The sequence below is a fragment of the Halobacillus salinarum genome (assembly GCF_022919095.1).
GTDB classification, from domain to species: domain Bacteria; phylum Bacillota; class Bacilli; order Bacillales; family Halobacillaceae; genus Halobacillus_B; species Halobacillus_B salinarum.
Genome location: NZ_CP095073.1, coordinates 2,336,448 through 2,355,524, shown reverse-complemented (window position 1 = coordinate 2,355,524; position 19,077 = coordinate 2,336,448). Strand labels below are relative to the sequence as shown.

22 protein-coding genes and 2 pseudogenes are annotated in these 19,077 nt (G+C 41.5%); all 24 read right to left on the bottom strand.

Annotation, left to right across the window (positions count from 1 at the left end; all coding sequences use genetic code 11):
* Position 1: 1 nt before the first annotated feature.
* The 24 genes and pseudogenes from aroH to cmk all read right to left on the bottom strand — a co-directional run bounded on the left by aroH (position 2) and on the right by cmk (position 19,043).
* Positions 2-373 (bottom strand): chorismate mutase, encoded by a 372-nt coding sequence (gene aroH / locus MUN89_RS12110; RefSeq protein WP_244708053.1) that lies wholly within the window; start codon positions 371-373, stop codon positions 2-4.
* Positions 370-972, bottom strand: coding sequence for a 3-dehydroquinate synthase family protein (locus MUN89_RS22160; RefSeq protein WP_449768879.1), 603 nt, complete (start codon positions 970-972; stop codon positions 370-372). Before MUN89_RS22160 ends, aroH begins: the two co-directional genes overlap by 4 nt.
* Before the next feature lie 9 nt (positions 973-981).
* Positions 982-1,436: pseudogene (locus tag MUN89_RS22155) on the bottom strand (iron-containing alcohol dehydrogenase); the annotation flags it as partial.
* Between the two features lie 13 nt (positions 1,437-1,449).
* Positions 1,450-2,616: a chorismate synthase gene (gene aroC, locus MUN89_RS12100; RefSeq protein WP_244708051.1), complete on the bottom strand. Its 1,167-nt coding sequence runs from the start codon at positions 2,614-2,616 to the stop codon at positions 1,450-1,452.
* A gap of 98 nt (positions 2,617-2,714) precedes the next feature.
* Positions 2,715-3,509: a CheR family methyltransferase gene (locus tag MUN89_RS12095; RefSeq protein ID WP_244708049.1), complete on the bottom strand. Its 795-nt coding sequence runs from the start codon at positions 3,507-3,509 to the stop codon at positions 2,715-2,717.
* A gap of 203 nt (positions 3,510-3,712) precedes the next feature.
* Positions 3,713-4,159 carry a nucleoside-diphosphate kinase gene (gene ndk, locus MUN89_RS12090; RefSeq protein WP_244708047.1) on the bottom strand — a complete coding sequence of 149 codons (447 nt, stop codon included), beginning with the start codon at positions 4,157-4,159 and terminating at the stop codon, positions 3,713-3,715.
* A 90-nt stretch (positions 4,160-4,249) separates the two neighbouring features.
* Positions 4,250-5,221, bottom strand: coding sequence for a heptaprenyl diphosphate synthase component II (gene hepT / locus MUN89_RS12085; protein WP_244708046.1), 972 nt, complete (start codon positions 5,219-5,221; stop codon positions 4,250-4,252).
* Between the two features lie 2 nt (positions 5,222-5,223).
* Entirely contained in the window at positions 5,224-5,946 is a 723-nt protein-coding gene (locus MUN89_RS12080; RefSeq protein WP_244708044.1) for a demethylmenaquinone methyltransferase, read from the bottom strand.
* Position 5,947: 1 nt separating this feature from the next.
* The gene (locus tag MUN89_RS12075; RefSeq protein WP_244708042.1) at positions 5,948-6,751 is read right to left on the bottom strand and encodes a heptaprenyl diphosphate synthase component 1; all 804 of its coding nucleotides are present in this window, start codon (positions 6,749-6,751) and stop codon (positions 5,948-5,950) included.
* Between the two features lie 95 nt (positions 6,752-6,846).
* Positions 6,847-7,071, bottom strand: a complete 225-nt coding sequence (mtrB, locus tag MUN89_RS12070; RefSeq protein WP_244708040.1) for a trp RNA-binding attenuation protein MtrB — start codon at positions 7,069-7,071, stop codon at positions 6,847-6,849.
* 134 nt (positions 7,072-7,205) lie between these two features.
* The gene (locus MUN89_RS12065) at positions 7,206-7,478 is read right to left on the bottom strand and encodes an HU family DNA-binding protein (protein ID WP_244708038.1); all 273 of its coding nucleotides are present in this window, start codon (positions 7,476-7,478) and stop codon (positions 7,206-7,208) included.
* Positions 7,479-7,840: 362 nt separating this feature from the next.
* Positions 7,841-9,319: a stage IV sporulation protein A gene (gene spoIVA, locus MUN89_RS12060; RefSeq protein WP_244708036.1), complete on the bottom strand. Its 1,479-nt coding sequence runs from the start codon at positions 9,317-9,319 to the stop codon at positions 7,841-7,843.
* 285 nt (positions 9,320-9,604) lie between these two features.
* Positions 9,605-10,330, bottom strand: coding sequence for a hypothetical protein (locus MUN89_RS12055; RefSeq protein WP_244708034.1), 726 nt, complete (start codon positions 10,328-10,330; stop codon positions 9,605-9,607).
* A gap of 17 nt (positions 10,331-10,347) precedes the next feature.
* On the bottom strand, positions 10,348-10,545 hold the full coding sequence (locus MUN89_RS12050) for a DUF2768 domain-containing protein (protein ID WP_244708032.1): 198 nt from the start codon (positions 10,543-10,545) through the stop codon (positions 10,348-10,350).
* A gap of 198 nt (positions 10,546-10,743) precedes the next feature.
* Positions 10,744-11,004: a stage VI sporulation protein F gene (locus MUN89_RS12045; RefSeq protein ID WP_244708030.1), complete on the bottom strand. Its 261-nt coding sequence runs from the start codon at positions 11,002-11,004 to the stop codon at positions 10,744-10,746.
* A 61-nt stretch (positions 11,005-11,065) separates the two neighbouring features.
* Complete coding sequence (locus MUN89_RS12040) at positions 11,066-12,106, bottom strand: NAD(P)H-dependent glycerol-3-phosphate dehydrogenase (RefSeq protein ID WP_244708028.1); 1,041 nt, start codon at positions 12,104-12,106, stop codon at positions 11,066-11,068.
* Positions 12,107-12,130: 24 nt separating this feature from the next.
* Positions 12,131-13,441 (bottom strand): ribosome biogenesis GTPase Der, encoded by a 1,311-nt coding sequence (gene der, locus MUN89_RS12035; RefSeq protein WP_244708026.1) that lies wholly within the window; start codon positions 13,439-13,441, stop codon positions 12,131-12,133.
* A gap of 181 nt (positions 13,442-13,622) precedes the next feature.
* A complete protein-coding gene (locus MUN89_RS12030) occupies positions 13,623-13,814 on the bottom strand; it encodes a capping complex subunit for YIEGIA (RefSeq protein WP_244708024.1) in 192 nt (63 codons plus the stop codon).
* Positions 13,811-14,707, bottom strand: a complete 897-nt coding sequence (locus MUN89_RS12025) for a YIEGIA family protein (protein WP_244708022.1) — start codon at positions 14,705-14,707, stop codon at positions 13,811-13,813. Before MUN89_RS12025 ends, MUN89_RS12030 begins: the two co-directional genes overlap by 4 nt.
* The gene (locus tag MUN89_RS12020; RefSeq protein WP_244708020.1) at positions 14,704-15,297 is read right to left on the bottom strand and encodes a YphA family membrane protein; all 594 of its coding nucleotides are present in this window, start codon (positions 15,295-15,297) and stop codon (positions 14,704-14,706) included. Before MUN89_RS12020 ends, MUN89_RS12025 begins: the two co-directional genes overlap by 4 nt.
* 202 nt (positions 15,298-15,499) lie before the next feature.
* Positions 15,500-16,521: pseudogene (gene fni / locus MUN89_RS12010) on the bottom strand (type 2 isopentenyl-diphosphate Delta-isomerase).
* Positions 16,522-16,537: 16 nt separating this feature from the next.
* Positions 16,538-17,680 carry a 30S ribosomal protein S1 gene (gene rpsA, locus MUN89_RS12005; RefSeq protein ID WP_244708014.1) on the bottom strand — a complete coding sequence of 381 codons (1,143 nt, stop codon included), beginning with the start codon at positions 17,678-17,680 and terminating at the stop codon, positions 16,538-16,540.
* A gap of 98 nt (positions 17,681-17,778) precedes the next feature.
* Positions 17,779-18,363, bottom strand: coding sequence for a lysophospholipid acyltransferase family protein (locus MUN89_RS12000; protein ID WP_244708013.1), 585 nt, complete (start codon positions 18,361-18,363; stop codon positions 17,779-17,781).
* Positions 18,360-19,043, bottom strand: coding sequence for a (d)CMP kinase (gene cmk / locus MUN89_RS11995; RefSeq protein WP_244708011.1), 684 nt, complete (start codon positions 19,041-19,043; stop codon positions 18,360-18,362). The genes MUN89_RS12000 and cmk overlap by 4 nt, the downstream gene beginning before the upstream one ends.
* Positions 19,044-19,077: the final 34 nt, after the last annotated feature.

The following is a 19,077-nucleotide window of genomic DNA, read 5'->3' as shown; positions in this document are numbered from 1 at the left end:
ATCACTCCTTTCCACTTTTCAAATCTGGGCGAAGCTTTTCAGCATCATAATGATAAACATGTACGATATCCTGCTGTTTAATATCCGTCTCAACAGTCACCATTACACGAATACACTTAGACAGACTGCCGGGAACATTGATTTCTCTCATACACATGACCGGTACGTATGTCCATCCTTGAAGTCTGCGCAAAGACTTCGCTGGAAAAGCAGCATCGATATCTTCCGTTGCAGAAAAATATACACTGACTACTTCCTCTGGTGAAATGTTATTTTCTCTAACCAGCTCAGTCATCAGCTCGAAAGAACGGGTAATGATTTGCTCAGCATCATTGAATTCAACTGTGGTCGCGCCTCTTACTCCTCTAATCAATAGTCTCTCACCTCTTCTAAAAAAAGACGCAGCTCTTCTTTTAGTACCTGGTCTTTTATGCTTTTCACACATGGATCGCCTGTTTCTTTTAGAAGCACATAATGAATCACTTCGTGGATAGTTTTTTTATCCCACTTCATACGATTGAGCAACGATTCGGCATCCAATGCATTTAATTGATCGATCGGATAGTGATTGGTTTTTAACCAGTTTACATAATCTTTCACTGGTAAATGCGAATCTAAAATCACATTGCTTAAATTCAAGGCAAACCAAATACCGAGGGCTACAGCTTCCCCATGAGTGATCTTACCGTAGCCTAATTCAGCCTCAATGGCGTGAGCAAGGGTGTGTCCTAAGTTTAAATGTTTTCTAACACCTTGCTCCTTTTCATCTTTTTCTACAATTTTTGCTTTTACGCGGACTCCTTTAGACAGATCGTCAATCAATTGGTCTGTTGAAAACAGTGAAAGATCTGTTCTAAGCACTTCATTCAACCATCTTCGGTCACTAATAAACGCATGCTTAATGACTTCACCATACCCTGACCTTACTTCAGATTCAGGGAGGGTAGCTAACATGTCGATATCATACACCACTAGTACAGGGTTATAAAAACTCCCGATAAGATTTTTACCCTGTCTATGGTTAATGGCAACCTTCCCCCCACACTGCTATCGTGAGCAAGAATTGTTGTCGGCATTTGAATGAAATCAACCCCTCTCAAATACGTAGCAGCGACAAAACCGGCTAAATCACCGACCATTCCACCTCCAAGCGCAACGATCAGGGAATTCCGATCAAGCTTCGCCTCTGCACAATCGTTTAAGAGCTTTTCATAGCAAGCTATGCTCTTTGAAGCTTCTCCAGAGGGAACCACAGAAGATTGAACTTTTACATCAGTACCGCAAGCGCATATGACTTCATCCAGGTAAAGTTCAGCCACCTGGTCATCTGTAATGATTAACAAATTGTGATAGTGCTTTGGAAGTTTTTCATAAAATTGATGCCGTGTTCCGCTTCCGATGATAACTTCATATTCATGGGTACTGGAGTGTATCATAAGAGAATTCATTTTAAAAAGCCCTGACTTCCTTGCGATAGTCATCTACTGCGCGTTTTAACCTAGGAAAGTAATCGGCAGGAAATTCTTCAGTAATTGCCTTCGCCAGTTCAAAAGCAACGATGTGCTCCATTACGACAGAGGCTGCCGGCACGGCGCAGGAATCCGAACGTTCGATACTCGCCTGGAAAGTTTCTTTTGTCTCAATGTCGACACTTTGAAGCGGTTTATATAGAGTTGGAATAGGCTTCATAACTCCTTTTACGACGATCGGCATTCCTGTTGTCATTCCGCCTTCAAAACCACCGAGACGATTGGTACGACGATAATATCCTTTTTCTTCACTCCATAAAATCTCATCATGAACCTGGCTGCCATTTCGGCGCGCTGCTTCGAATCCTATTCCAAACTCTACACCTTTAAACGCATTAATGCTCATCACGCTGCCTGCAATTCGTCCATCAAGCTTGCGGTCATAATGAACATAAGAGCCAAGACCTGGAGGCATGCCCTCTACGTACACTTCGCATACTCCTCCGATCGAGTCGCCTTCCTTCTTGGCCACATCAATTGCCTTCATCATCTTTTCAGCCGCCGACTGGTCGAACGTGCGTACTGGAGATGCTTCTGAGATTTCCCGGCGTTCCTGCAGGGTCAGACTTTCCTCTACCTCACTTACGATTCCTGCAATTTCCCTGACATAACCTGCCACTTCAATCCCAAGCTCACTAAGGAGTGCCTTTGCAACCGCTCCTGCTCCAACCCGGGCCGCGGTTTCCCGTGCAGAAGACCGTTCAAGGACATTTCTCATATCTCTGTGGCCGTATTTTAAACCTCCATTTAAATCGGCATGGCCAGGACGCGGCCTTGAAATCGTTCTCCTAATTTTCGCATCTTCTTCCAAAGGATCTTCTCCCATAATATCCACCCAGTGCTTAAAGTCATCGTTATGTACAACGAGAGAAATAGGCGAACCAAGGGTATACCCATGGCGGACACCGCTCATAATCTCCACCATGTCTTTTTCAATCTGCATGCGTTTTCCCCGCCCGTAACCTCCTTGACGGCGTAATAATGATTTATTAATTTGATCCTTCGTCAAAGGTAAATGGGAAGGAACTCCTTCGATGATTGTCGTTAATTGTTTGCCATGTGATTCTCCTGCAGTTAAATAGCGCATGAACAATGGACCTCCTGTTACAAATTTTACGTACTACTATATCACAAGCATCAACATTTGTGTTCTCAAAATATTTAAATTTTTTATAATAGATCAGGTTAATCCATAGATTTTAACGTTTTTTCTTTTTGATAAAAAAAGGTATCATACACTGATAAATTATATTTTTGCGGGAGAAATATCTGCTCCGTGCTGCCTACGAAGAAGATCCCTCCTTCAGCTAATGACGTGCTGAAATTTTTATAAATGAGCTCTTTCGCCTGTTCAGTAAAGTATATTAAAACGTTTCTGCAAACTATTAAATCCCATGAGTCCTCATACGGATCCGATAACAGATTGTGCTGTCTAAAGGTTACGCATTTCTTTACATCTTCTGCTAAATGGAAGAATAAGCCTCTCCTGACAAAGTATTTTTCTTTTACAGCCTGTGGGACTTCGTTCAGTGCTCTTTCAGAATAGATCGCTGCTTCAGCCCGCTGCAGTGCTAGTGGATCTATGTCTGTGGCGACAATTTCAAATTGTCTTGCCGGGATAAACTGGAGCAGCATCATAGCAAGCGTATAGGGCTCTTCTCCACTAGAACAGGCAGCGCTCCAGATTCTCAGCTTTCGCTTTTTCTTCAACAAATAAGGGATCACACGAGACTCCAGCACATCCCAACGCTTTTTGTTGCGATAAAATTCTGAGACATTAATCGTTATTCGATCCATAAATTCTTGTAAGAGATTCTCGTCTTTAAACAAAGCCAGGGAATAATGTGTAAACTGATTATATCCTCTTTTATCACGAAGAGAAGTTAACCTCCGCTTCATTTGAGCCTCTTTATATAAAGATAAGTCAATTCCCGTTTTTCTGTAAATGAGTTGAGTAAATTCAGCATAGTCTTCTTTCATACAAGGAGTAACCCCTTACCATTGTTTTGTCCCTTATAGCCTACTGCAATAAAGTACCGTTGTAAACGAAAAAAACACTGCGATTCACTTTTAAAAAACGCATTAATGATGGAATAACAGTGTACCGTAACAAAAAGACGCATAAAAAAAACTGTTGAGAATTGCCTCAACAGTTTAACCCCTTAGTAAGGAGTAGTCTTTCATTAATAAATCCATTGGCTTTCATCTTTTTGATAATCCAGTACTTCGTTCTCTTCAAAGAAAAGACCGATTTCCCGTTCAGCGCTTTCTTGCGAGTCTGAACCGTGAATAATATTTTTACCGACAATTACTCCATAATCCCCACGGATTGTTCCCGGTGCAGCTTCTTTAGGGTTTGTTGCCCCCATCATCTGGCGGGCTGTACCAATTACATTTTCGCCTTCCCAAACCATTGCAAATACAGGACCCGAAGTAATAAAATCTACTAGCTCCCCAAAGAATGGTTTATCTTTGTGCTCTCCGTAATGTTTTTCAGCTAGTTCGTTAGAAATGACCATAAGCTTCGCTCCTGCAAGCTTAAAGCCTTTTTTTTCAAAACGACTGGTAATTTCTCCAACCAGACTGCGTTGTACTCCATCAGGTTTAATCATCAAAAATGTTTTTTCCATGTTTACACCTCTTCTTATGTATAGAGTGGAAGCGCTTTTAGCAAGAGCCAAAATGATTTTATCATGTTCCATCCTACTTAGCAATGCTTATTATGCTCGTCTTTTTCCAATGTACTTGGCTATTCCTTTCAGGGTCTGCTTTGGTCTGCTTGCAGGAAGCCTATCGAGTGCTTTATACGCTTTTTTCAAATAAAGGTCACTGACTTCCAGAGATTTTTCAATCGACCCATTCGATTGGATTTGTTGGATAATCGGTTTGAGTTTTTCTGGTGTTAGAGTTTCCTGATTGCTGAACAATTCAGCTAACTCCCTTTTAAAGCCTTTGTCTGTAAGGGAATAAAGGACAGGTAAAGTGATGTTTCCTTGGAGAAGATCTCCTCCCGCCGGCTTGCCGAGTTCCTCTTCAGAAGCTGTGAAATCAAGCACATCATCAATGATCTGGTAGGACATCCCTACATAGTACCCATATTTAAAAAGAGCTTTTTCCTCTTCTTCAGAAACTTTAGAAGCAATCGCACCTAAACGGCAGCTTGCTGCGATCAGCAGAGCAGTTTTCCGTTTAATTCTTCTTAAATAGGTTCTCAAATTCTGATCTACATCATATTTGTCTTTGATTTGTTCGATTTCACCTAAGCATAACTCAACCATAGTTTTCGCCAGAATCTGATGGGCTTTTGGATTTTCCAGTTTAGATAAATTTTCGAGTGAACGTGCAAATATGTAATCCCCAGTGTACATAGCAATCCGATTATCCCACCGCGACTTTATCGTTGGTTCCCCGCGGCGCATTTTAGCTTCATCTATCACATCATCGTGCACGAGGGAAGCCGTATGAATGAGCTCCAGCGACACAGCGACTGCCTTCATACGCTCGATATCGTAGTCACCGAATTTACCTGCCAACAGTACAAAAACCGGGCGGATTCTTTTACCACCTGCCTGAAGGAGCTGGCTGGATGCTTCACGCAGGACAGGATTCTCTGATTGGATCGTTTCATTTACGGCATCTTCTATTTTAGAAAGGTCCTGCTTTAAAAAAGAATAGATCATCGCTAGCTTCATGGTCATTCATCCTCAACGTATTGCTTTTCACCCATATGCATGGCAGCCGCACCACCAGAATAGGATTTAACTTGTATGTTTGTTAACCCAGCTTCCTTAAATAGACAGGCAAGCTGTTCTTTCCCTGGAAAATCCTTTGCGGATTCATGGAGCCAGCTGTACTCTTTGTAACTCCGTGCAAAGATCCGTCCAAAAAAAGGCATGATGTTCTTAAAGTAGAAATAGTAGATAGGTTTAAAGAATTGATTCGTCGGCTGGGACGTTTCCAGACATACCACTTTACCTCCGGGTTTTACTACTCTCTGCATTTCTTTCAATACTTGGAGATAGTCCGGAACGTTTCTTAATCCAAAACCTATTGTTGCATAATCGAATTGATCGTTTTCGTAAGGCAGGTGCATGGCATTGCCATGCTCAAATTCTACTTGTTTTAATTGCATGGCCATTTTTTTCTTTACAGCCACTGACAGCATATTAATACTAAAATCTAAACCAACCGCCTTACCGTCCGTCCCCACTGCTTCAGCCTGGGCAATCGTCCAGTCCCCCGTACCGCAGCAGATGTCTAAAGTATGGTCACCGCTCGACACATCCATACGTTTCATTACATCTTTTCTCCACAAACGGTGCTGTTGAAAGGAAATAATAGAATTCATTTTGTCATAGCGATTATAAATATTTTCAAAGACGTGGTGGACACGCTCTTCCTTAGTTTGCTGCTGCATGTTAACCTTCCTCTGCGATATGTCTGTCATAAAACTTATGGTGAATCGCCGAATGAATATACGATTTAAGCCAATTAAAATGAATCGGAAGCTGTGAAACGGTGTTTTCCAAGTGGTAGATATGCTTTTGCAGCATTTTTTCCAAATGAATCAACACCTGGCTGCTGTTATCCAAAGACGAAGGATGCCTGAAAAGAACTTCGAGTATTGGGGAAATCCGACCTTCTAAATAGCTCCTCTTTTCATCGATGAGCTTCTTGGCCAGCAGCCACTCTCCGGCCATATCATTGATTGTAGTTCTCTGAACATAAGAGGCAACACGTTGAATTAACAACGATTCTATTTTCTTTAATGAATTCAAGAATTCCTGGAACGAGTGCACATCTTTGTAATAAAGCTCCATTTTCAATTCATTGATTTCTTTAATAGCCCCAGCAAGTGTATGAATCATTGGAATATCATCAAGTTTTGACAATAAATAATAATAGAGCCCGCTATAGTAATCGCCGGCCAGGACGGTTAACTGCCTGTTTCTTACCGTTTCACGATCGTCCTCTACATCTGACAGCGTCACGAGGTCGTGTGTATCCAAAGCGATCTGCACAAGCATAGTTGTAACGATATACTGCTCCTTTTTAACATTACTCAGAGTCGTATGATCCATAATCGACGCCAGGATGGCAAGCTTATCTTCGTCGATGGCCGGCTCTGGTATAAATCTTGCCAAAAAAGGATGGCGAACGTGGGCCGCTATTTTTTGTTTTAGTTGTTTGAGATCTGTATCTGATGGAGTCAACTTGATCACCTGGTCCCTTTCGTTACACTGCTAAACCACACCTATTATAGCATAAATCAAAACTTAACGCTTTATGTAAAAAACATCGAAACAGGGCAGTGCTCTTACTCTGCTTCGTTCGTTATTTCTCCGTGGCTCGTTTGAATGACCGCCTTTCCCCTTACCTTCACAGCCGAAGTATGCTCGGTAAACTGGGCGATCATCACTTCTCCTTTATCAAGCTTCTCAGAGTGGTGAAAACGCGTGTCAGTCCCCCGTGTGAGTCCGATTACATTCACTCCATCCTCAAGCGCTTTGATTACGAAAAAATCATTATTGGGTATCGTCATTTCTTTGCCCCTCCTTCTAGTAACTATCTCTTATAAGCGAGTCAATGTCAAAAAAACAAACTTTTAATAAATATTTGATCATAAGAAAAAGGGTGCCTGAGACAGCACCCTTTTGCAAAGCCCTATGTAGCCTATTATTTTACAGCGTCTTTAAGGGCTTTACCTGGTTTGAAAGCTGGAACTTTACTTGCAGAGATTTCGATTTCTTCTCCAGTTTGCGGGTTACGGCCTTTACGTGCCGCACGTTCGCGAACTTCAAAGTTTCCAAAACCAATCAATTGTACTTTCTCACCATCTTTAAGTGAACCCATGATAGATTCGAATACAGAATCGACAGCCTGAGTCGCGTCCTTTTTAGAAAGATCCGCTTTCTCAGATACAGCATTGATTAGATCTGTTTTGTTCATGACATTCACCTCCTCCCAAGAAGGTTGATCTCATTCAAGCGGAAGGTAATCCGCATTAAATGCTCATTTTTAAGGCCATCAAAGGATGACAAGCCTTATATTAAACGAGTTTTTCAGGAAATTCAATAGACAAGGTGTTAAAAATCGCTTAACCAAGCGATTTCTGTCACTGAATAACCCTTCAGCATATGAAATGTTATCATATGCACAGCCACCTTGCAACATGCCTTAAACCCTTGGTAAGCCTGACTTTATCGCTTATTTTTTCTTCTCCACTTCGATAATACGACGTGGAATTGTAAAACTCCTTTAAATTAAGGGATTTTTTCTAAAAAAAAATTAAAACGGCCCCTTCGGAGCCGTTATAGGATGATAGCAATCATGCCGCCGGAGCCTTCATTAATAATTCTCTCCAGCGTTTCTTGTAATTTGTAGCGTGCATTTTCAGGCATAAGTGCAAGCTTTGCTGAAATACCTTCCCTGACTATTGAACTTAAGGACCGTCCAAATATATCAGAATTCCAGATGGATAATGGATCTTCTTCAAAATCCTGCATTAGATAGCGGACTAATTCCTCACTTTGTTTTTCAGTGCCAATAATCGGTGAAAATTCAGATTGTACATCGACTTTTACCATGTGAATGGACGGAGCTACCGCCTTTAACCTGACACCGAATCGTGAACCCTGGCGTATGATCTCTGGTTCATCCAAGGTCATATCTTCAAGAGTAGGAGCTGCAATCCCGTAGCCCGTTTGTTTTACCATCTGCAGCGCATCGGCAACTTGATCATATTCCCTTTTGGCGTGGGCAAAGTCCTGCATGATTTCCAACAAATGGTCCTTACCTCGGATTTCTTCTCCGACGATTTCTTTTAAGACATGATCGTAAAGATACTCTGGTGCTTGTAAATCAATTTCTGCAATTCCCTCTCCAAGATCCATTCCTGAAATATGGGCGCCCGTGATGTATTCAAAACCATCAAAGTTATCAATCACGCTATCTACATCTCTTAATCTCTTAATATCTTTAACCGTTTCTTCTATTGCTTCCTGCAAATTATTTCGTAGCCAGTGCCGTGAATCAAGGACCATTACCCAGCTAGGAAGATTGACGTTAACTTCCAGTACGGGGAATTCAAATAACGCTTCTCTTAATACATTTTGAACATCCTGTTCACGCATACTTTCTACAGAAAGTGCTAAGACGGGAATATCATATTTTTCGGAAAGCTGCTGGCGTAGCCTTTCCGTATTTTCATTATGAGGCTGTGCTGAGTTGATCACCATAATAAAAGGTTTGCCTACTTCAGTCAGTTCGCTGACAATTTTTTCTTCCGCTTCCACGTAATCTGCCCGGGGAATCTCGCCAATGGTGCCATCTGTAGTAACGACAATCCCAATAGTCGAATGTTCCTGAATTACTTTTTGCGTCCCGATCTCAGCTGCCTCATGGAAAGGGATCGCTTCTTCATACCACGGGGTGTGAATCATTCTAGGCCCATGCTCGTCTTCATATCCAACCGCTCCATTGACAGCGTAACCTACACAGTCCACCATGCGAACCCTGATATCCAAGTGTTCATCAATGTGAATCGTAGCCGCCTGGTTAGGAACGAATTTCGGTTCGGTTGTCATAATTGTCTTACCAGCCGCGCTTTGAGGAAGCTCATCTAATGCTCGTTCCCGATCTGATTCATCCTCCATATTTGGTAAAACAACGAGCTCCATAAACTTTTTAATAAAGGTTGATTTTCCTGTTCTGACCGCTCCTACAACGCCTAAATAAATATCTCCATTCGTCCGTTTGGAAATATCACTAAAGATATCTACCTTTTCCAAAGGATCCCCTCCCAAATAATATTTCACCATCATACAAGCCTAGACAATCTAATTCTATGATGTTGTCCTAGATAAATATGCAGGATATTTAGAAGTTCCTTGTAAAAGAGAATGGCAATAGAAAATAAGTCCATCCAGAAACTCGTGTCTGCAAAAAGACAGGAGTCTCTTCCTTAGTCAAAAAACCCTATAACCATAAATATTTAATGTTCAAAGAAAAAGAACAACTAAAATAAGACCGCCGAGTTCCCTCGGCAGTCTTATACACTTTTTTATCGCCCATGATTAAGAAGCTGTATTTGTCATAAAGACCGGTTCTCCGTCTTTTACTGTATAAGGAGGAGAATATCCTGGAACAAATGGAGCATGGTCAGTTAATAAATAGCGGATGTCTTCCCCATTCTTGTAAGTATGGTCCTGTTCATTCAAGTAAGCATACAAGTCTTTGCGGTAATCAATGAGCAGCTCTCCTTTGGCATTAATATAAATAGGAAGCATCTGCTCAGAATAAGGGCTGTCTACGACAGGTGGCTGCTCAAGGCCCAGTTCTTTATATTTCAAATTGTAGATCCCATTCGCTACCTGCTTCCCAAATGGTGGATATTGATGTTTTTCTTTATAGAACTTTATTTTTACTTGCAATGCCCTGAGCCTCTCACTCGTACGCAAATCCAGCAGTTTCACCGTAGGTTTGGATTCAGGTTTAATGATCACATATAAATAATGACCACCGTTTTCGAAAGCAGTACCAGGTGTTTCACCTATCAAGCCTTTTTCCCTCAGCTTTGAAAAATCTATTTGATATTTCTGAAAAATAGGCGTATCTTCAGGCTTTGTTTTTATAGGCAGAAGACCGTTCGTCTGCTGTTGATAGGATGTGACTGCCTGCTGAATCTGGTCCAGCTGCACCTGATTAGGAATCTGGTTCTTTGAAAGCTGAGACTGCGGGTACAAACAGCCGCTCAACAGTAATAACATAAAGGGCAGTGTGAGCCACTTAAATCTCTTCATTATGTATCTCTTCCTTTCTAAGCTGTTGGTCCGCTGAACACAATATAAAAGATAATCAGACCGCCAAGAATCATAAACACATACGCAAAGAAAGCCACAATATAAGAAAAAAGTCCTTTCAACTTATGACGGCTTAATAAGATGAGACCAATCGCTAAAATTAAAAAAAGAATCCCAGCAAAGGATATGTACATGTTAAGCATCCCTATAGACATTATGGTTCCTCCTATAATCCTTTAAACTGTAGGTATTATACCATAGGTTGGCCCTCTCAGTTTAGATAAAAAAAACCGGAGCATACCCTATGCTCCGGGTGACTAAATAATTCCCGATCCAGCTCATGCGAAATAATTGCTGCGTTTTATTGTATGCAAAATCTTGAAGGACCGCCTCATCAGGCGCCCACTCTAGAATTAACCTTTAAAAAATTTGCCTAAGGTGTTCATATCAAGAGGCATGTTTTGTTTCACAATTGCATCTACAATTTTGTCTTCTTTTTGTTTTGAGACAGGTTTGTTCGCGATTTTTGCTAATTGCTTAACTAACCGCCGGACCGTTTGTTCATCAGAGAAATCAGCATGCTGGACCGATTCTGCTACTTTATAAACGTCATCTGGGTTAATGTTCGCCTTCTTCTTCAAATGATCGAAAATATTCTTTTCAAAACCATTCATCTGGTAATGACCTCCTCGTGCGTTAGGTTCTGGATAGTATATGCACGAAGAGGTATTTGTGTCAGTCATTCATTTTTTCATCCAGGATATTGGTTAAGTCCTCCATCTCGTGCCGTCTTACACGAGTCATTAATTGATCCACTACATCTCTTGGATCTGCATCTTCAAATAATACCTTATACAGCCCTGTAGTGATCGGCATTTCAATTTGTTCGTCTTTGGAGAGCTGGTAAGCTGCTTTCGTCGTTCTTACTCCTTCCACAACCATTCCCATCTGCTCCAGGACTTCATCGAGCTTGGCTCCTTGACCTAATTTATACCCTGCTCTCCAATTCCGGCTGTGTGAGCTTGTACAAGTTACGATAAGGTCACCAACCCCTGTCAGTCCTGAAAAAGTCAACGGGTTTGCTCCCATCGAAGTTCCCAACCTGGCGATTTCTGCTAGGCCGCGTGTTATTAACGCTGCTTTCGCATTATCTCCATACCCTAATCCGTCAGAAATTCCTGCACCAAGCGCGATAATATTTTTTAAGGAGCCACCCAATTCAACACCTACAAGGTCAGGAGAGGTGTAAACACGGAACTGGCGATTAATAAATAAATCCTGTACGTGTTCGGCTGCTTTGATATTATTTGCTGAAACCGTTACAGTCGTAGGTTTCCGCAAGCTGACTTCCTCAGCGTGACTAGGTCCTGAGAGCACGACAACGTCATCAAACCATTCTTCGGGTATCTCTTCAGTAATAACCTCAGAAACTCGTTTGTAAGTTTGCGGCTCTATTCCTTTCGAAGCATGAGTCACGGTAACTTTGTGATCCAATACCTCTACCAACTGGCAGCATACTTCACGAATCGCCTTTGTCGGAACGACTAAAATGATATCATCGGCACTTTGAACGACTTCACTTAAATCTCCACTCGCTCGTATACTTTCAGGAATAGTAATGCCCTCTAAGTATCTTTCGTTCGTATGAGCGTTGTTTATTTCCTCTGCCTGTTCTTTGCGGTGGGTCCATATATGGACATCGTGACCATTATCTGCGAGGACGATCGCCAATGCTGTTCCCCAGCTCCCTGCTCCAAGTACTGCTACTTTCCCCATGGTAAAAGCTCCCTTCCTTAAGGATTACGTGCGTTTTCTTGCAAAGATTTTTATCGGTGTCCCCTCAAATCCGAACGCTTCACGAATTCGATTTTCTAAAAACCGTTCATAAGTAAAGTGCATCAGTTCAGGTTCATTTACAAACACAACAAAGCTCGGCGGCTTCACTGCTACTTGAGTAGCGTAGAATATTTTCAGTTTCTGTCCTTTAATAGAAGGTGATGGATTCATGGCTAAAGCGTCTACGATGACTTCATTTAGAATATTGGTCTGCACACGTTTTGCATGATTCTCACTAGCTTCAAGTACTTTAGGCAGGAGGGTATGAATTCTCTTTTTCGTTTTCGCAGAAAGAAATACAACCGGTGCATAGTCAAGGAAACGGAAGTTCGACCTTACTTTATCTTCAAATTCTTTCATCGTTTTTTCTTCCACATCAACCGTATCCCACTTATTCACAACAATGATGACGGCTTTGCCAGCCTCATGAGCATATCCTGCTATTTTCTTATCCTGCTCCTGAATACCTGATTCAGCATCGATTAAAGTTAGAACGACGTCAGAACGTTCTATGGCTTTCAGCGCTCTCATAATACTATAGCGCTCAGTCGCCTCATACACTTTCCCTCGTTTTCTCATACCTGCTGTATCGATGATCACATAATCACGTTCATCCTTCGTAAAAGGGGTATCGATGGCATCCCGTGTTGTACCGGCAATTTCGCTTACAATCACTCTTTCTTGTCCAAGAAGGCTGTTGACTAATGAGGATTTACCTACATTCGGTCGGCCGATTAAACTAAAACGGATCGTTTCATCATCTTCTTCGTCCAGCTCACGCTCTGGAAAATGTTTGACCACATCATCCAGCATGTCTCCGAGCCCAAGTCCATGGGTCCCGGAAATAGGGAAAGGCTCTCCGAAACCTAACGCATAAAATTCATATATATCTTCCCTCATCTGCGGGTTGTCCACTTTATTTACAGCAAGAACTACGGGCTTATTAGATTTAAAGAGAATTTTGGCGACTTCCTCGTCTGCACCGGTAATGCCGTCACGTCCATTTACCATAAATATAATAACGTCCGCTTCATCTATTGCAACTTGAGCTTGAGCCCTCATCTGCACCAGCAAAGGCTCATCTCCTAATTCAATCCCACCGGTGTCGATGAGATTAAACTGAGTATTCAGCCATTCTGCCCCAGCATAAATACGATCCCTCGTAACTCCAGGGGTGTCTTCTACAATGGATATTCGATCTCCAACAAGACGATTAAAGATCGTTGATTTCCCAACGTTTGGTCTTCCAACAATGGCAACTATCGATTTTCTCATGAAAGGGTCATCCTTTCTTTCATTCATTATTTCATGTAGGGTTCATAGAAAAAAAATACTGCTCTCCTAAGGAAGAGCTGTTGACAGCTGAGTTCCAATAGAACAGCAGAAAGCCATAAACTTAACTTTATTATTTTAGCAGAGTCCACGCAAACTTACAACGTTATTAAGTTTGATCAAGTTAATGTTTAACGATAATATACATTTGTTCACTAAGGGCATGAGCAATACCATCTAATATGGCTTCAAGATTGGCAGCTACATTTTCCATTTCTTCAATTGTCTCACATAAAAATACCGCTGGACCACCACTGATTTTATTTTTATTTGAATGCAGTGTAATGACCGCAAGAATGTATTTTTCCATCTTCATAAGCGGGTGCCGTCCTTTGTAAATTTATGTTTCTTCCCTGGCATTTGGATCGCATTTTCCAACACGGGGACAGAAGCGATGATCTCTTTTGCCCGCTTAATATCCTTATGCTGCGGAAGAATAAACACTCCAATTCTTCCATCGTTCAAATCACGTTTGATCAATGGAACGAGAGCTGGTGTACCAGAATCACGAAAAACCCCAAGAATAGCAGATACGTCATGCAAAATTGCCTGTCTCTGGCCTAAATTGCCAATCGTAGAGCGAATGCTGAATGATTTCGGGGTAAGGATAAAACCCATGCCGTACCGTACAATTTCTTTTTGACGTTCCGGTAAACCGATGTTCATAATATAGATATTATCTACATATAGACCGGCTCCTTTAAAATAAAGCTCCGAATAGTCAATGTCCACAAGATCGCCAAGCTTAGAACCGCTCATTAATAAGCCGCTGATTACAAAAGTTATGATACTCGCGGTAATGGCCGCCCATAAATTAATGGCAAGATAGCAGAGTGTGACCGTAAATGAGGTAAAGATCACTAAGTAATTTCTGCTTTCAAAAGAAATGGCAATTCCCTCTATATAGGTTTTCCCGCGCGGGACTAAAGCATAGGAATCCATCTCTGTCAAAGTGTTTCTTTCCATATTTCTCACCTCTCTGAATTGAGAGGCAGCGAGAGTGAGAAACGTCACGGCAGTAAATTCTTTTTCCATTATTGATGGGACAGCAATGGTTCCTAAAGCAGCCGCAATAAATCCGAGAGATAAATGGATGATTTTCCCATGGAGATAAGTAGGGTATTGCCGGTAGTCCGTTCGGAGCATAAATACACGCACTGCTGTCCCTACTACAATTCCGAAGATGATCGGATAGGTATATTCATTCACGCGTGTGCAGCTCCTTTTTTACGGGATTGATTCCTGCTTCTCCTGACACTCCTTTTTAAACGTGCCATTCCAAATAAAATGAACAATAGGACCATTCCTTTTAACAAGAATACGATAATATTTTCCGCAATAATAACCTGCTCCACCTCTACCTCTTCAAGTACAACTATGGTAACCAAAGAACCAAGACCATTAACCAGCATCCAAAAACCTACAGCACTTGAAAAAGACCCGCTAAACCAGTGCAATACAAGAATAAAAAGGACTAAACTAAGCTCAAAGCCAGGGAATTGGTGCCAGATTGGATGAATGAAAAGAAACATTTGACAGGCCGCATAACCTAAGCAGAGTATGAACGGCCAAAAGTGAGTCACTAATGATTTTTGTTCGTTAATCCAAAAAATAAGTCCAAATATAACAACGATCCCCAGCAGGAGTATGTCATGGAAGCCTGTATTTTGAAACAGTCCATAACTGCTCATTAACAGAAGAACAAACACAGATAACCCTTTTTGAAGGTGACTAGGTGGGAATAGAAAATAAACGATAATAAATACAAACCAGCAATACCAATAATATTGTGCTTCCATAATCCTCCCTCCTCCGTTTCTATTATGTCTGTCGGTAGATTTTTTTAAACGAAGTCCCGCATTTTTATTTGGAAAAGAAAGAGTCAATCCGTCCATTTCCATAACTGACACAGAGTTAAAATATGAACATATCAATTAAATCACATAAAAAAGCTGTCGAGATCACCTCAACAGCCTTTAACTCTATTAATATATTGAGTGATTATATTCTTTGATCCAGCCATTCCTTCATTCTCCCAAATTGAACATAAGGACGGCTTGAAAGCTCGGAAATTTTGCGGGCATTAAGCAGCATCATTCCCATCTGAATTTCATAATGAATATGAGCAATCTCCGATAGCACCTTTTCTTTCCCTTCCTCTACAAGAAGCCGAAGCAGTCCGCCTGCCATTCCGAATGCCTGTGCACCAAGCACCAGCGCTTTTACTCCATCTAACCCGTGACGGATGCCCCTGAAGCAAAAATATTCATGTCTGAAGCAGCTGATCTGGCTTCTGCAAGAGAAATAGGTGTAGGAATTCCCCAATTTTCAAAAGAAGCAAACGGCTGATCTCTCCTTATATTTTCCACTTTTGAAAAGTTGGTGCCTCCTTTTCCACCAATATCGATGTAACGAATACCGTGTGCGTACAACGCTTTCACTGTTTCTTTACTCATACCATAACCAACTTCCTTTACAATAACTGGAACCGAAATTTCTTCCGCTATGGTTTGAATGTTTTCCATCCGCTTGCTGAAATTCCGATCTCCTTCAGGCATGATGAGTTCCTGTAATGTATTGACGTGTATTTGCAAAGCATTAGCTGCAATCATATCTACTGCTGCACAGGCCTGCTCTTTCGAGGCTTCGCTGCCAACGTTGGCAAAAATGATGCCGTCAGGATTTTCTTTTCTTACAATTTCATAACTGGATCGTTCAGCAGGGTCTTTTAGAGCTGACATTTGGGAACCAACAGCCATGCTGATGTTGGCTTTCCGTGCTACCTGAGCGAGTTCTCCATTAATTTGTTTAGTTTTTTCACCACCACCGCCAGTCATCGCATTAACAAAAAGGGGGGAACTTAAATAAAGTCCCCCCACTTTTGCAGATAATGTAATTTCCTCCCAGTCCAATTCAGCTAAGCTTTGATGGACAATCTCCATATCATCAAAATGATTATGGAAATCTCGATCATGATTTAGCGCATGGTGAATATGTTCGATTTTACGTTTAGCTCTGGACATATTTTTCACCAACTCGTTAGTTTTTGTATTTGTCTAATTTATCACCGATCATATCGCTGAGAGAGAAGCCGGAATTATCTTCTTCCTTTTCGTATTGTTTAATTTCAGAACGGCTTTGTTCACGTTCAAGTTCTTTCATACTAAGCGACAGACGCTTCGCATTTTCATCAACATCCAAGACTTTCACATTTACTTCCTGACCTTCTTCAAGTACTTCGCCAGGTGTTCCAATGTGACGGTTGGATATTTGCGAAATGTGCACCAGCCCTTCTACACCAGGAAGGACTTCAACGAAAGCGCCGAAACTGACTAAACGTCTCACTGTACCTTGCAAAACTTCGCCTTGTTTAACTTTATTTTCAATATCATGCCAAGGCCCCGGCTTAGTCGCTTTTAAAGAAAGAGAAATTCTTTCGTTATCACGATCCACGGAAAGGACTTTCACTTGAATCGTTTCCCCTTCTTGTACTACATCCGAAGCTTTCTCGACATGTTCATGCGAAAGCTGGGATATATGTACAAGTCCGTCAATTCCACCAAGATTAACAAAGGCTCCGAAATCAGTGAGCCGTTGAACCGTGCCTTCAACCACTTGACCTTCTTCAAGAGATTGAAGAACCTCCTGTTTGCGGGAAGCCTCCTCAGCTTCAACTACAGCCCGGTGGGAAAGGATCACACGATTCTGCTCCCGGTCCAGTTCCACAACCTTTAAGCTAAGCGTCTTTCCTTTATAGTCTTCAAAATCCTCTACATAATACGTTTCGACTAAAGATGCAGGAATAAATCCTCGCAGACCGATATCTACAACTAGTCCGCCTTTAACAACATCCTTCACTTCAGCTTCAAATATTTCACCATTTTCAAATTTCTCTTCAAGGTCCTGCCATGCTTTATCTGCATCTACTGCCCGTTTAGACAGAACGATCTCATCATCTTCAACTTTTTTCACCTGCAGGGTAAGCTCGTCCCCTTCACTTACCGCATCAGAGGCTTTTTCCACGTGAAGGCTGGATAATTCACTAATGGGTACAATCCCTTCAACTTTATATCCAACATCTACAAGGACTTGTTTATCTTCAATCTTAACGACCTTACCAGTCACGATGTCCCCTGCAGAAAATTCTTTCATACCTGATACTTCCTGATTCATTTCATCCATACAAAGCTACCTCCTTCAATTTCCGACACAACCTAAATACAGAAATGCCCTTTTTTCTAACTTCTAATATTTGAAGCATTTTGTCAAGTGATTACGCTTCATCTGCTATGAAATTTATGCAATTGTCTGATTTCTTCCATAATACGGTCTGTCACTATTTTTGCAGAGGCTTTCTCCTGGCGGTACTTAGTCATATCAATGGGTTCTCCATAAACGACTTTCAGCTGCTTAAATTTTTGATACGGCCCGATAATCGCACAAGGTACGATGGTCGCTTCTGATCTTAAAGCAAAGAACCCTGCTCCGGAAAGTCCTTGTCCAATCTCGCCATTCTTCTGACGGGACCCTTCTGGAAACAAGCCGAGGGCATGGTTATTCTTTAGTACGTCCAGTCCCTTTCTTAAAGCATTCCTGTCTCTCATTCCTCGTTTAATAGGAAAAGCATGAACTCTTTTGAGTATTCCCCCTAAGAATTTATTTTCAAACAATTCTTCTTTGGCTAAAAAATATATATTTCGGCTGCTCGTGATCCCTACTACAGGTGGATCAAGATTTGAAATGTGATTCGAGCAGATGATAACCGGACCATCTTTTGGGATATTTTTTTTCCCTACCACATGAATACGAAATAAAGGATAAAGTAAAATGCTGCAAAGCCATTTGCCAACCTGGTATAAACTCAAGAACTATTCCCCTTGGTCTTTTCCACAATGGTAAGTATCCGCTCCACTACTTCATCTATGGAAAGCGATGTAGTATCCACTTCAATTGCATCCTCTGCTTTTACAAGCGGTGAATATTCCCTTGTCGAATCAATAGCATCCCGCTGTCTGATCTCTTCTTTTAATTGTTCCAAATCAGATGCAAATCCTTTTTCCTGATTTTCTATATGTCTTCTTTCTGCCCTCTCTTCAACAGAGGCTACCATAAAGATTTTCACATCCGCGTCAGGAAGCACATGTGTCCCAATATCTCGACCATCCATCACAACGCCACGCGTTTTCACCAGTTGGCGCTGGCGCTCCACCATAGCTTCCCGAACCGTTTTATGTTTTGCAGTAAAGGAAACTTGATTGGTTACCTCCTGCGTGCGAACCTCTAAGGAAACATCCTTTCCATCTAGCATAATACTCTGCCCTTCTTTTGTCTGCACAAGGTCTATTTTTGTTTTGGAGAGCAGTCCACTCAATTCCTTTTCATCGTTTAAAGAAATGCCTGCTTGAATGGCTTTCCAAGTCAGGGCTCGATACATGGCTCCCGTATCTATGTAAGTATAGGAAAGCCTGCGCGCTACTTTTTTAGCTACTGTGCTTTTTCCAGCAGCCGCCGGTCCATCAATCGCAATCGTCAAATTCTTTGTCATTCCAGTTCCTCCATCATTCCATTACTACTAGCAA